This is a genomic window from Noviherbaspirillum album, assembly GCF_035916955.1.
In the GTDB taxonomy this organism is placed as follows: Bacteria; Pseudomonadota; Gammaproteobacteria; order Burkholderiales; family Burkholderiaceae_D; genus Noviherbaspirillum; species Noviherbaspirillum album.
Window position 1 is genome coordinate 1 of the sequence record NZ_JAWIIV010000041.1, and the last position, 13,135, is coordinate 13,135.

11 protein-coding genes and 1 pseudogene are annotated in these 13,135 nt (G+C 63.0%); 11 read left to right on the forward strand and 1 reads right to left on the reverse strand.

The genetic code is table 11. The features are described 5' to 3' along the window. From RY831_RS27910 to waaA, 3 genes and pseudogenes are all read left to right on the forward strand, one after another. Nucleotides 1–344, forward strand: a pseudogene (locus RY831_RS27910) (phosphomannomutase/phosphoglucomutase); the annotation flags it as partial. A 21-nt stretch (nucleotides 345–365) separates the two neighbouring features. After that, the gene (gene waaC / locus RY831_RS27915) at nucleotides 366–1,373 is read left to right on the forward strand and encodes a lipopolysaccharide heptosyltransferase I (RefSeq protein WP_326509609.1); all 1,008 of its coding nucleotides are present in this window, start codon (nucleotides 366–368) and stop codon (nucleotides 1,371–1,373) included. A 13-nt stretch (nucleotides 1,374–1,386) separates the two neighbouring features. Further along, nucleotides 1,387–2,646 (forward strand): lipid IV(A) 3-deoxy-D-manno-octulosonic acid transferase, encoded by a 1,260-nt coding sequence (gene waaA / locus RY831_RS27920; protein WP_326509610.1) that lies wholly within the window; start codon nucleotides 1,387–1,389, stop codon nucleotides 2,644–2,646. A gap of 60 nt (nucleotides 2,647–2,706) precedes the next feature. Here waaA and RY831_RS27925 read toward each other — a convergent pair whose 3' ends face one another. Then, nucleotides 2,707–3,030 (reverse strand): hypothetical protein, encoded by a 324-nt coding sequence (locus tag RY831_RS27925; RefSeq protein WP_326509611.1) that lies wholly within the window; start codon nucleotides 3,028–3,030, stop codon nucleotides 2,707–2,709. 880 nt (nucleotides 3,031–3,910) lie between these two features. On the opposite strand from RY831_RS27925, the gene RY831_RS27930 reads away from it, so the two are divergent. The 8 genes from RY831_RS27930 (at nucleotide 3,911) to RY831_RS27965 (ending at nucleotide 13,106) form a co-directional block, all read left to right on the forward strand. Further along, a complete protein-coding gene (locus RY831_RS27930) occupies nucleotides 3,911–5,620 on the forward strand; it encodes a GspE/PulE family protein (protein WP_326509612.1) in 1,710 nt (569 codons plus the stop codon). Between the two features lie 45 nt (nucleotides 5,621–5,665). Next, the gene (locus RY831_RS27935; RefSeq protein ID WP_326509613.1) at nucleotides 5,666–6,895 is read left to right on the forward strand and encodes a type II secretion system F family protein; all 1,230 of its coding nucleotides are present in this window, start codon (nucleotides 5,666–5,668) and stop codon (nucleotides 6,893–6,895) included. Nucleotides 6,896–6,903: 8 nt separating this feature from the next. Then, nucleotides 6,904–7,476 carry a hypothetical protein gene (locus RY831_RS27940; RefSeq protein WP_326509614.1) on the forward strand — a complete coding sequence of 191 codons (573 nt, stop codon included), beginning with the start codon at nucleotides 6,904–6,906 and terminating at the stop codon, nucleotides 7,474–7,476. Nucleotides 7,477–7,575: 99 nt separating this feature from the next. Then, on the forward strand, nucleotides 7,576–8,088 hold the full coding sequence (locus tag RY831_RS27945) for a prepilin-type N-terminal cleavage/methylation domain-containing protein (RefSeq protein ID WP_326509615.1): 513 nt from the start codon (nucleotides 7,576–7,578) through the stop codon (nucleotides 8,086–8,088). A 99-nt stretch (nucleotides 8,089–8,187) separates the two neighbouring features. Continuing rightward, complete coding sequence (locus tag RY831_RS27950; protein WP_326509616.1) at nucleotides 8,188–8,643, forward strand: prepilin-type N-terminal cleavage/methylation domain-containing protein; 456 nt, start codon at nucleotides 8,188–8,190, stop codon at nucleotides 8,641–8,643. 92 nt (nucleotides 8,644–8,735) lie between these two features. Further along, a complete protein-coding gene (locus tag RY831_RS27955; RefSeq protein ID WP_326509617.1) occupies nucleotides 8,736–12,125 on the forward strand; it encodes a DUF11 domain-containing protein in 3,390 nt (1,129 codons plus the stop codon). 38 nt (nucleotides 12,126–12,163) lie between these two features. Continuing rightward, nucleotides 12,164–12,613: a prepilin-type N-terminal cleavage/methylation domain-containing protein gene (locus RY831_RS27960; protein WP_326509618.1), complete on the forward strand. Its 450-nt coding sequence runs from the start codon at nucleotides 12,164–12,166 to the stop codon at nucleotides 12,611–12,613. After that, nucleotides 12,603–13,106 (forward strand): prepilin-type N-terminal cleavage/methylation domain-containing protein, encoded by a 504-nt coding sequence (locus RY831_RS27965; protein WP_326509619.1) that lies wholly within the window; start codon nucleotides 12,603–12,605, stop codon nucleotides 13,104–13,106. The genes RY831_RS27960 and RY831_RS27965 overlap by 11 nt, the downstream gene beginning before the upstream one ends. The last annotated feature ends 29 nt before the right edge of the window (nucleotides 13,107–13,135 follow it).

Sequence of the window (13,135 nt, forward strand, 5' to 3'; positions counted from 1 at the left end):
TGGAGCTGCTGTCGCGGCTGGAGGACCCGTCGGCGGTGCTCAATGCCTTGCCGCAGTCGAGCAGCACGCCGGAGCTGCACCTGCACCTGGAGGAGGGCGAGAACGTGGCGCTGATTGCGAAGCTGCAGCGGGACGCGAAGTTTCCGGACGCCGAGCAGATCGTGACGATCGACGGCCTGCGGGTGGAATATGCGGATGGATTCGGGCTGGCGCGCTCGTCGAACACCACGCCGGTGGTGGTGATGCGCTTCGAAGGCGAGTCGCAGCAGGCGCTGGAACGCATCCAGAACGACTTCAAGCGCGCCATCCTGGCAGCCAAGGCAGACGCCGCGCTGCCGTTCTGAAGCAGCGTTCAGTCATCGATCATGAAGATTCTGATCGTTCGCGTTTCGTCGCTCGGCGACGTGGTGCACAACATGCCGATGGTGGCCGACATCCTGCGCCGCCATCCGCAGGCGCAGATCGACTGGGTGGTGGAGGAAGCCTACACCAGCCTGCTGCGGCTCAATACCGGCGTGCATCACGTGATTCCGTTCGCGCTGCGCCGCTGGCGCAAGAGCCTGCTGGCCGCGGACACGCGCGCCGAGATCCGCCGCTTCCGCGAGCGCCTGCGCGAGGAAGCGTATGACTTCGTGTTCGATACACAAGGGCTGACGAAGACTGGCGTCGTTATGCGCATGGCGAGGCTGGCGCCGGGCGGCAGGCGCATCGGCTTGGCCAATGGCACCGAAGGCTCGGGTTACGAAGGCGTCTCGCGCATCTTTCATCACAGGAGCGTCCCGGTCGACAGCCGCACGCATGCCGTCCTGCGCGGCCGCCTGGTGGCCGCCGCGGCGCTCGGCTACAGGGTCGACACGCCGGCCGATTTCCTGCTGTCGCCGCCGGCGATGCCGCAGCCGCCCGCCTGGCTGCCGGAAGGCCGTTATGCGGTTTTTTTCCATGCGACGGCGCGCGCTTCCAAGCAATGGGCGCCGGAACACTGGGTGGAAACCGCCGGCCTGCTGGCCGAGCGCGGCCTGCCGGTGCTGCTGGCCTGGGGCAGCGCTGCCGAGAAGGAAGCGGCGCAGCGCCTTGCCGCGCAGATGGTCAATGCCACCGTCCTGCCGAAACTGTCGATGATGGAAGCGGTGCTGCTGGCGCAGGGCGCGGCGCTTGCCATCGGCGTCGATACCGGCCTCACGCACATCGCCGCCGCCTACGAGCGGCCGACCATCGAACTGTATTGCGATTCGCCGCGCTGGAAGACCGAGGGCAACTGGTCGTCCAATATCATCAATCTCGGCGACCAGGGCGCGCCGCCTTCGGTGGCCGATGTCGCCACCGCCATCACCAGCCTGCTGGGCGCGGCCGACGCCCGGCGCGCGCCGTCCTGAACCGGATGTCCTGATGCGCCTTCTCTATTCCCTCGCATGGTGGCTGGCCCTGCCGCTGGTGCTGGGCCGCCTCTGGCTGCGCGGCCGCAGGGAGCCGGGCTACCGGCAACACCTGGGCGAGCGCTTCGGTTTCTATACGCCGGGACCGGCGGCGCCGCTGCTGTGGGTGCATGCGGTTTCCGTCGGCGAAACCCGCGCCGCCGAGCCATTGATCGATGCGCTGCTGGCCGCCTATCCAGGCCATGCCATCCTGCTCACCCACATGACGCCGACCGGCCGCGCCACCGGCGCGGCGCTGTACGGCAAGCATGGAGAGCGGCTGCGGCAATGCTATCTGCCGTACGACACCGGCTGGATGGTCGGGCGTTTCCTGCGGCATTTCAAGCCGGTCATCTGCATCCTGATGGAAACCGAAGTCTGGCCGAACGTAATGGCGCAATGCCGCCGTCATCGGGTGCCGGTGGCGCTGGTCAATGCGCGGCTGTCGGAGCGTTCGCTGGCCAAGGCACAGCGCCTGTCGGCATTGATGGGCGAGGCGGCGCGCGCCATGTCCTGCGTCGCGGCGCAGACCGAAGCCGATGCCGAGCGCCTGCGCTCGCTCGGCGCGCCGCGGGTCGCGGTGACCGGCAGCGTCAAGTTCGACGTGACGCCGCCGCCGCCGGCCATCGACAAGGGACTCGCAATGCGTGCGCTGATCGGCGCAAGGCCGGTATTTCTCTGCGCCAGCACGCGCGAGGGCGAGGAAAGCCTGATTCTCGATGCCTGGCGGAAGGCGGGGGCGGACCATGCCTTGCTGCTGATCGTACCGCGCCATCCGCAGCGCTTCGACGAGGTGGCGCGCATGGCGCAGGAACGCGGCCTGAGGCTGGCGCGACGTTCCGCCATGGACGACCGGCCCATCGACGACATGGTTCAGGTGCTGCTCGGCGACTCCATGGGCGAGATGTTCGCCTACTATGCCGCCTGCGACCTGGCCTTCATCGGCGGCAGCCTGCTGCCGCTGGGCGGGCAGAACCTGATCGAAGCCTGCGCGGTCGGCAAGCCGGTGCTGATCGGGCCGCATACCTTCAATTTTGCGGCCGTCAGCGAAGATGCGGTGGCGGCCGGCGCGGCTTTGCGGGCGGCGGACGCCGACGCAATGGTGCAGGAAGCGCACCGCCTGCTGGGAGCGGCGCAGCAGCGCGAGGCGATGGGCGGCAGGGCGCTCGCCTTCGCCCGCCAGCACCGTGGCGCCACCGAACGCACCATGCGGCTGCTGCGGGACCTGATCTGACGCGGCTGGCGGACGGATGCGGTCTGGATGAATAGTCCGCTTTCGCTCGCTTGTCTTCACCTATTTCGTTTGATCAGGATCGGATGGGAACTTGCTGGTGAATTCACAGTTGAGCCCGGAAAGTGTCCTGGCGTTTTCCAGCGGAGGAAGATAGGTGCCCGACTGCGGCGTTGCGTGTGTTTCTTTCCCGTCCTTGAAGATCACCTCGCCGGCATACCGGACATAGGGAGCGTTGCCGGAGACCTGCGCATGCCCGTGGCCTCCACTCGCCATCGGGCATACGCGAATGTCGGCTGCCGGCCCGGTGCCTGGCATGGTAACGAAAACGTATCTTTGCCCGTCAATGGGCGGATTCACCTGTTTCGTCTCCGGATTTTCAAGCATGCAGCTTCCGTCATCCTGCCTGATCAGTTTCGAATGAAACTTCATCTTAGGGTTGTATCCCAACTTTGGGTCCCTGACCAAGGTCGCAGCCGCCAGGAGACAGGTTGCATCGGCTGCACCTGTATCTCCCTTCGCCCTTTTCATGCGGATCAAGCCTGGACGGTCTTCACCCTTCCAGAAATCGGTCTGTTCAATTTGGCGTCTCAGGTCATTCTTGACGCGTGTTTCCGCAACTCCCCTGCCACGCGCCTTCGCGGAGATGCCAGGGGAGGAATCCGGACCGGCTTGCCGGGACGCCTGGCTTGCTCGTCCGGTCTCACTGGCCAGGATGTCGGCATCCTTTGACGGTTCCCTTTTATGGCCGCCGGTCCTTGGCATCTGAGAGAGGGCCAGGCTCCGCAATCTTGTCGCTGTAGCCGTCTCCGAGGGTATATGACGTATCGGCGTCGTAAGATTCAGTGCTGTGGCTGGCGGCGCAGCAAGGGTTGGTGCGGGGGAGTGCGTCCGTGCGCCCTGGATGGCGGGTGCCATGGAAGGCTGAGGCGCCGGGGAAGGTGAGCGGGACAGGCGCGGCGGGGTCATGGGATTTATTCCTCGTAACTGTAGGCAAGTGGATTCAAAGCGTTGTAGAAAATTAATAACGCCTTTGCAGCATTCGAATGAATGTCTGTTTGCCGGATCTGGTTCCATTTCTCTTGCCCCATTCGATTGGAAAAAAGTAGGCGGCGCTTCCGCGGCAGACTGGAAAGTGCCGGCGGAAATCGGCGGAAACCACCGCATGCCAAAGCTGCAATTGACAAAAACCCCAATAAAAACAATTCACTAGGGAAACACGATTGTGGCTAAAATACGCGTTCGATCGTTGTGACGAGGAGTGGGTATGGCCCGGCCGGAAAAGGTCCGTCTTGGTGAAATTCTGGTGCAGCAGCAACTGCTCTCCGAAGAGCAGCTCCAGTTTTCCCTCGCCGAGCAAAAGCGCACCGGCCGCAAACTCGGACGCGTATTCATCGAGAACGGCTTCGTCACCGAAGAAAAGATATCCGGCGCGCTCGCCAGGCAGCTCAACATCCCGTATATCAACCTCAAGTTCTACAACACCAAGCCGGAAGTGGTCCGCCTGCTGCCGGAAACCCAGGCCCGCCGCTTCCGCGCGATGGCGCTCGAAGACAGGGGCGGCGCGCTCCTGATCGGCATGGCCGATCCGACCGACCTGTTCGCCTATGACGAGATCGCGCGCGTGGTCAGGCGCAACATCGAGCTTGCGGTCGTCAACGAGGGCGAGCTGCTGCAGACCATCGACCGCCTCTACCGCCGCACCGATGAAATTACCGGCCTGGCGCGCGAGCTGGAACAGGATCTCGGCGACAGCTATGTCGATTTCGGCAACCTCGGCGGCACGCCGGGCATCGAGGAGGCGCCGGTCGTCAAGCTGCTGCAATCGGTGTTCGACGATGCTGCGCAGGTCAGGGCGTCTGACATTCATATTGAGCCGCAGGAAAGCCGACTGCAGATCCGTTTCCGGATCGACGGCGTGCTGCACCTGCAGACCGAGGCCGATATCAAGATTGCGCAGGCGCTCGCTCTGCGCCTGAAGCTCATCTCTGGCCTCGATATTTCCGAGAAACGCCTGCCGCAGGATGGACGCTTCGCCATCAAGGTCAAGCAGTCGCAGGTCGATGTCCGTATCTCCACCATGCCGACCCAGTACGGGGAATCGGTTGTCATGCGTTTGCTCAACCAGAGCGGCGGCATCCTCAGGCTGGATTCGATCGGCATGCCGGCGGCGATGGTGCAGCGCTTCCGCGGCATCCTGCAGCGGCCCAACGGCCTGGTGCTGGTGACCGGGCCGACCGGCAGCGGCAAGACCACCACGCTCTACGGCGCGCTGGCCGAACTCAATACCGTGGAGCGCAAGCTCATCACCGTGGAAGACCCGGTGGAATACCGGCTACCCGGCATCAACCAGGTCCAGGTGAATGAAAAAATCGAGCTGAGCTTCGCGCGCGTGCTGCGCTCGGCCCTGCGCCAGGACCCGGACGTGGTGCTGGTGGGCGAAATGCGCGACCAGGAAACCGCGCAGATCGGCATGCGCGCCGCATTGACCGGCCACCTGGTGCTGTCCACGCTGCACACCAACGATGCGGTCAGCACCCCGGTGCGCCTGCTCGACATGGGCGTGCCGCGCTACATGGTGGCCACCTCGCTGCAGGCGGTGCTGGCGCAGCGCCTGGTGCGGGTGATCTGCGAAAGCTGCGCCGAGCCTTGCGAACTGAAGCCGGCCGAACAGCAATGGCTGGCACTGGAACTGGGCGCCGCAGCCGCGGCTGAGGCCCATCGCTATATGCACGGCCGGGGCTGCTCGCACTGCAACGGCACCGGTTACCGCGGCCGCACCGGCGTATATGAAATGCTGGAAATGACCGAGGAAGTCGCCGAAGCGGCCAATCACCAGGAACCCGGCCATTTCATGAAAGTCGCGCAGGCGCAGATGGCCGGCAACACCCTGCGCCGCCATGCGGTCGCGCTCGTGGCCGCCGGAAAGACGACGGTCGGCGAAGCGATGCGGGTCAGCAACCAGTTCGATAGCTGAGCGAGTGTTGAGTGATAGCTGAGCATGACGAAGTGAGGAACCAGCTTGCCATTTTTTGCCTATAAAGCCAGGGACGCGCGCGGCGAACTGCAGAACGGCGTGCTCGAGAGCGCCGACCGCAACGCGGTGGCGGACCAGCTGTTCAGCACCGGCATGACGCCGGTCGAGATCAATGAAACACGCAGGCCCGCCGGCGAAAGCGGCGATGCGTGGTGGGTCAGGCTGACCGAGCAGAAGATCACTTCCTTTGACGTGCAGCTGTTCAGCCGCCAGCTGTACACCCTGCTCAAGGCCGGCGTGCCCATCATGCGCGGCCTAGCCGGCCTGCAGGAATCGGCGGTCAACCGCTCCTTCGCCAAGGTGCTGAAGGACCTCAGGGAATCGCTGGATGCGGGCCGCGAACTTTCCACCGCCATGCGCCGCCACCCCAAGGTGTTTTCCCATTTCTACCTGAGCATGGTGCGCATCGGCGAAGCCACCGGGCGCATGGAGGAAATCTTCATGCGGCTGTTCACCCATCTCGAATTCGAACGCGAGATGCGGGCGCGCGTGAAGTCGGCGCTGCGCTATCCGATGTTTGTAGTGACCGCGATGGTGGCCGCGATCGCGGTCATCAACCTGTTCGTGATTCCCGCGTTCGCCGGCGTGTACAAGGGCTTCAATGCGCAATTGCCGCTGATGACCCGCATCCTGATCGCCACCTCCAATTTCACGATCGAGTACTGGCCGCTGATCCTGGTTGCCGCCGCCGGCGCGGGCGTGGCATTCAAGATGTATATCCAGACCGCCAGCGGGCGCTTGCACTGGGACCGCATCAAGCTGCGCCTGCCCATCATCGGCAAGATCATGCTCAAGGCCACGCTGGCGCGCTTCGCGCGCAGCTTCGCGCTGTCCAGCAAGAGCGGCGTGCCCATCGTGCAGGGCCTGAGCGTGGTGGCCGAGACGGTCGACAATGCCTACATCTCGAGCCGCATCGACCAGATGCGCGACGGCGTCGAGCGCGGCGAATCGATCCTGCGCACCGCCGCCTCGGCCGGCGTGTTCACGCCGGTGGTGCTGCAGATGGTGGCGGTCGGCGAGGAAACCGGCGAGCTCGACAGCCTGATGGAAGAAGTCGCGGAGATGTACGAGCGCGAAGTCGACTATGAACTCAAGACCCTGTCCGCGCAGATCGAACCCATCCTGATCTCCGGCCTCGCCATCCTGGTCCTCGTTCTCGCGCTGGGCGTGTTCCTGCCGATCTGGGACCTGGGCAAGGCGGCGATGGGACGCTAGGATGCTGCATGCCGGTTAGGGCACGCAGCCCCCTGCAAACGCCCGCCATGCCGCGGGCGCATGGCTTCTTCGTGCTGAAGATGATCATTTCCGTCATGGTCATCGGCGCCGTCGCGCTGCCCATGCTCGACCGCCTGCGCTACTACCAGGAAGTCGCCGAACAGGCCTATGTCGATTACGCCATCAGCGGCATGCGCAGCGGGCTGCGCCTGCGCATCGCCGCGATGATGCTGGAGGGAAGAGGGCAGGAGGCGTACCGGCTGGCCGGAGAAAATCCGGTCGACTGGCTGGAACGGCGTCCCGACAACTACGCCGGCGAACTCATCCGCCCCGATCCCGACCTGCTCCGGCCCGGCACCTGGTATTTCGACCTGGAGACGCGCAGGCTGATCTACCTGGTCAAGCATGGCGATCACTTCCGTTACAAAGATGACGGGCAGGCTGGCGGCATTGCAAAGACGATCGAGCTGCAGGCCAGGCTTGTCGGGCCTGCCCGCGCCGAGGAGGGTGAAATGCCTGTCAACGGCGCAAGCGTCACGGTCGCCCTGCAAAAGCATCGCGTCTACGAATGGATACGATGAATCGTCGGTTGGAAGGACTTGATGTGGTTGCGCCTGAAAAAGCGGCATGGCGCCCGCAAGCTCCGGTATGATTTGCCGAAAGGAAAAGGATCGCCTTTCATGAACAGTAAAACAATACAGAAAAAGCAGGTCAGGCCAACAGCCGGCCAGGGTTTTACGCTGGTCGAACTGGTCGTCGTCGTAACCATCATCAGCATCCTGGGCGCCTTCGCGCTGCCGAAGTTCGCGGCCCTGCAGGCCGATGCGCGCATGGCCAAGATGCAGAGCGCCGTCGGCTCGATGAAGGCGGCGGCCGCCATGGCGCATGCAACGCTGGTAACCCGCGGTCACTCGGGCAGCTTTACCGGCACTCCCGACCCGGCCATCGTGATTGAAGGCGTGTCGGTCACTTATGTGAACGGCTACCCGAACGCGGCCAGCATCGTCGCGCTGGCGGGGCTCGCCGAAGACTATGTGATAACGGGCCTGACCGCTCCGCGCGTGGTTGCCGCTGACAGCAAGCACACCGGCAGCAGCAGCGCCAATGACTGTACGGTGTCGTATATCGCGCCAGCCGCCGCCAATACGCAGCCCAGTTATACCGTGAACGCAACAATCGACAACTGCACCTGACTATCCTTCTGGAAACTTCAAAAGAGAGCTGTTATATTCGAACCGCCTTGGTAAAGCCGATGGCATATGTTTGGACATTCTTTATTAACGGGATAGAAAATGAATAAGATTCGTGGTGCTCAAGCCGGCTTTACCTTGATTGAGTTGGTGGTGGTGATTGTAATTCTGGGGATTCTGGCGGCTACGGCGTTGCCGAAGTTTGTCGATTTGAGCAGCGAGGCGGGGACGGCTGCGGCGAATGGTGTGGCGGGTGCGATTGCTTCGGGAACTGCGACTAATTATGCTGCAAGGGTTGCTGGTAAGGCAGGGACTCAGCCAATACTTGGAGATAATACTACTACTTGTTCAAAAGCTGTTCTTGAACAATTTATTTCGGGTGTTACATTAACAACTGGAACAGGTGCAACGTCTGATGGGAATACCTATCATGTTTCACCTAGTACAGGAGCGGGGACTTGTGCAGGCGCCATTAATGCAGGTGTGGCTACAAAATGCACTATTCAAGGGTACAAAGGAAACCCAGTTCAAGCAACGGTAATTTGCACTGGAACTTAAATAGTACGTATTAAATGCTGCATATTTTTAATGAGATGCAGCATTTAATTTTGGCGGTTCCTTCATTTTAGTAAGCCATAGTGGAAGCCTTCTTGCAACCCACTTTTCAACTTCGCAAGAGGTGTTTATTAATCCCTTTATGGTTAGGACTTAGTGTTCTGCTATGGCTCGCATTTTTAGCTTCCGCCCACGCCGACAACTGCTCCCCCTGGCGCGGCCCGCAAAAACAAGCCTGGTTCAACGAATACTTCTTCGGCAACGGCGGCAGTGCGCCGCCGAACTTCCTCGAAGTCTATTCCACGCACAGCGCCTTCCCGGCCTCCTGGCAAGGCTGGAGCATCGACGTCTACTCCTCCAAGGACGTCAAGACCACTTATCCGCTGGACAACTCGACCGCGACCGCATGCACCGTCAGCAACAAGACATGGCTGACCAGTAATGTGCCAAGCGGCCTGCGTTCGCAGAACGGCCTCGTCATCCTCAAGGATGGCGACGGCAAGTATGTCGATGCCTTCGTGTTCGACAACAACCAGGGCAGCCCACCCGCGCCGTGGCCGGGCAATCCATCGTCGAACTGGTTCAACGGCCTCTCCGATCCTCTCAACGAAGGCAAGGGATGCAAGCCGCTGGCGGATGCATTGGATGCGCAGGCGAATGCATCCAGGACAAAATTCAAGCAATACAACATGCTGGTGCTGGGCAATTACGGCAACAAGGACATGGCGCGCGATCCGGACGGCGGTCCGATCTGGGACCTGACCAGCAATACCGGCGCCGGCACCACCTACACGCAATGCGTCAGCAACAATACCAACTTCACCAAGACCGTCGACAATCCATCGCCGACGCCCGGCAGCACGGTCACCTATACGCTCAACCTGGCCAATACCGGTTCGTCCTCGATGACAGGCGTGCAGATCATCGACAACCTCCCGCCGACGCTGACCTACATCTCCGCGACTTCGAGCAATCCCGCCGATCCGCCGGTCGTCACCGGCAGCTATACCACGGTCAATCCGAATACGACGACCGGCGAATCGCTAACGGCCACGACCGTCACATGGAATCCGGCGGCCGTTGCCGGCGGTACGGTATCCAAGCTGTACATCAAGATGCAGGTGCCGGCCGACGCTACGCCCGGGCACAGTTTCGTCAATACCGCGCGCACCATCGGGCTGGACAACAACCAGACCGACTTCGCGAACATCACCATCGGTTCGCCCGACACGCCGAGCTTCGCCATCAGCGTCAGTCCCGCCTCGGGCACGACCTGCACCACTTCCCCGCTGCTGGGTCCGAAGGTCACCATCACCGCGATGAGCGCGGCCAACGGCGGGGGCGTGCCGCTGACCAGTTACAACGGGGTCGTCACCCTGACCGCATCGACGCCCAATCCGAAATGGTATAACGCCAACGGCACCGCGCTGGCCGGCAATACCGTCCAGCTGACCAATGGCACCGTGACGCTCTACCTGCTGGACAAGGTGGAAGAGACCTTCACCGTTTCGGCACTCGACGTGGTGTATGCCGACCCCGATGTCATGCAGGGCTCTTCCGGCAACATCACCTTCACCGACGATACCAGCGGCATCACGCTCACCGACATCGATGCCTTGACGCCAGCCTATGGCGCCGTCGCGGGCAGGCCGCATGCAATTCGCGCGACGCTGTCAAACTGCGGAGCACCGTCAACCGCGACCGCGTCGTACAGCGGCACGATTCATTACATACCCGGCATCAATCATCCCGCCGGCGCGACCGGACCGACGATCAATACGACAGCGGCCTCCTGCCCGGGCGGAGTGACGCCGCCGCTGACCACGAGCGGCACGCCGATCACGCTCAATTTCAATTCCGGTCGGGCCACGTTCTATCTGTGCAGCACCGACGTCGGACAATATGCATTGAAGCTGTCCCTGAACGGCATCACCCGGAGTGCCGTGACCGGCGTGTCGTCCAATTTCACGGTGCGGCCGTTCGCAATCACGGCTACCGGATTTGCGAACGCCGGGGGCGCCAATCCGGCCGGAACCGCCGCCTTCGCCAGGGCCGGCTCAACCTTCTCCGGCACGCTGAGGGCATGGCGCTGGCTGGGGAGCGTCGATGCGGAAGCGAATGCCGCCGGGCTGGCACCCGGCAATGGCGTTCCGGACCAGAACGCGACGGCGGCAAACATTGTCGCCGGCAATCCAGGCGTCACCGCCCGCTTCAATGGCACAACGAACAACGCCGGCGTGGTCAACCTCATGCCCGTGCTGGCGCCGCCTGTCGTGACACCGGCCGATACCACCACCTATGCGCTCGGTACTTTGTCGCCCGCGACGGCGACGCTGGCGTCCGGTGCGGTCACCTTGACGAATGCGATCAGCTACAGCGAAGTCGGAAATTTCAGGTTCGGTGGCGTGGCCAGCGCCGGCACGGCCCCCAACATCGTGCACTATGCGGTGACCAACTACCTCGGCGCCGCCAGCGTCAATGTGCCGATACTCAGCGATGTGGTAGGGCGAATTACGCCGGATCATTTTACGGTCACGGCCAAGCCGATGACTAGAAGGCTGGCTTGCGCCGCTTCTGCGTTTACCTACATGGATGAGCCGTTTACGGCGGGCTTCATGCTGACGGCCCGCAATGCAAGCGGACAGCCGACGCTCAATTACAGGAACAGCTTTGCCTTCCTGAACCCTGTGCCTGCCGATCCTGCCACCGCGAGCGCCCAGTGGAAATCGATGTCCGTCGCGTCAGGGGGAACTTTGGGACTCGGTGCGTTGGGCCCCGATGGTGATTTATCGGCACGCCTTGCCGTTGCCGACCCATCGGCATCAGGCTGGGTCAACGGCGAGAACGAGATTGGCGCCAGGCTCACATTCGCGAGAGCCGCGAATCCGGATGGTCCGTTCGAAAATCTGGCCCTTGGCATCGCTCCGCGCGACGGCGACGGCATCACCCTGAATGCACCCGACCTCACGCTCGACGGCAGCCGCTTCCCGCTCGGCACCACCAGGATGCGTTTCGGCCGCCTGAACGTTTTCAGCAATACGGTTTCGGGACGCAACAATCTCACGCTGCCGGTGCAGGCGCAGTTCTGGAGCGGCCGGTCGTGGATAGTGAATGCGGACGACGATTGCACCACGATCCCGGCCGCCGCCATCCGCCCCGGCAATTACCGCGATGCGCGCAGTGCCGCTACCAACCCATGGCCGATTGCTGTTGGCGGCGACGTGAAACTTGCCGGCGGCCTGGGCGCCATCGCCCTGACGCGCCCGGCCAACATCACCTCGGGTACGGTGGACCTCTGCATCGATCTCGGTGCGGATCCCGCCGGCGGCATTGCATGCACGGCCGGCACGCCGTCCGATCTGCCTTTCCTGAAAGGCCGCTGGGCGCCCGGCGCGACGTTCGCCAACGACCCTTCCAGCCGCGCCAGCTTCGGCGTCTATACACCCGAGACGCGGCGCACCGTGCATGTGCGGGAGCTGTTTTGATCGCGGCGGAACACAGGGGAAGTGACAAGCATGCTGGCATGGCCGGGTTCACGCTGGCCGAGCTGGTGATGGTCCTGGTGCTGGTCGGCCTGCTTTCCGTCGTTGCCCTGCCGAGGTTTTCCGGCACCTCGGAATTCCGCAACATCGCCTTCCGCGATGAGGTGGCGGCCGCGTTGCGCTATGCGCAGAAATCCGCGGTCAGCCATCGCCGCCTGGTGTGCGCCGCATTCACCGCAAGCAGCGTTACCCTGCACATCGCCGCGACCAATCCCGCCGCCGCCTGCGGCAGTTCGACGCTCAACAGCCCCGACGGCAAGACCGCCTTCGCGCAAGCCGGCAGCGACCTGATGGCAAACGATATTCCAACCATCCATTTCCAGCCGTCCGGCGTGGCGACCTCGGCGGCGGGCGTGGTGATGAACCATGTCATCAACATCAGCGGCGCCTCTCCCGTCACCGTCGTCGGAGCGACCGGCCATGTTGATTAAGCGCCAGCAGGGCATGACCCTGTTCGAACTCGTGCTGGCCATCGTCATCCTCGGCATCGGCGTGGCCGGTGTCATGACGGCCTTCACCGTCGTCGTAACCCGCAGCGCCGACCCGATGGCGCAGAAGCAGATGCTGGCGATTGCCGAGGAAATGATGGAGGAAATCGCGCTGCAGCCCTTTGCTGCCGAGGACCCGCCATCAGCAAACGGACCGGGTCCCTGCGGACCGCGGACCGCATTCAATGACGTGCTCGATTACAACAATCTCCAGACGGTTGGCGGCGTCTGCACCGTCGACGGCACGGCCTTGCCCAACCTCGCATCGTATGATGTGGGCGTGCAGATCAATCAGAATGGCGCCCTTGCCACGGCGTCGGGCATGGGAGACCTGTCGGGAGCGAACGTCTACCAGATCACGGTCACGGTGACACGCGGCACCGAGACCTTCCAGCTGCTTGGCTGGCGCGTCAATTACGCCAGCGGATTGGACTGACCATGAGCCTGCGCCGCACTCACAGCAGA

Bases quoted from the DNA above. Each gene is read 5' to 3' on its own strand.
- waaC (WP_326509609.1), top strand. From the start codon at position 366: ATGAAGATTCTGATCGTTCGCGTTTCGTCGCTCGGCGACGTGGTGCAC.
- waaA (WP_326509610.1), top strand. From the start codon at position 1,387: ATGCGCCTTCTCTATTCCCTCGCATGGTGGCTGGCCCTGCCGCTGGTG.
- RY831_RS27925 (WP_326509611.1), bottom strand. From the start codon at position 3,030: ATGCTTGAAAATCCGGAGACGAAACAGGTGAATCCGCCCATTGACGGG.
- RY831_RS27930 (WP_326509612.1), top strand. From the start codon at position 3,911: ATGGCCCGGCCGGAAAAGGTCCGTCTTGGTGAAATTCTGGTGCAGCAG.
- RY831_RS27940 (WP_326509614.1), top strand. From the start codon at position 6,904: ATGCCGGTTAGGGCACGCAGCCCCCTGCAAACGCCCGCCATGCCGCGG.
- RY831_RS27945 (WP_326509615.1), top strand. From the start codon at position 7,576: ATGAACAGTAAAACAATACAGAAAAAGCAGGTCAGGCCAACAGCCGGC.
- RY831_RS27950 (WP_326509616.1), top strand. From the start codon at position 8,188: ATGAATAAGATTCGTGGTGCTCAAGCCGGCTTTACCTTGATTGAGTTG.
- RY831_RS27960 (WP_326509618.1), top strand. From the start codon at position 12,164: ATGGCCGGGTTCACGCTGGCCGAGCTGGTGATGGTCCTGGTGCTGGTC.
- RY831_RS27965 (WP_326509619.1), top strand. From the start codon at position 12,603: ATGTTGATTAAGCGCCAGCAGGGCATGACCCTGTTCGAACTCGTGCTG.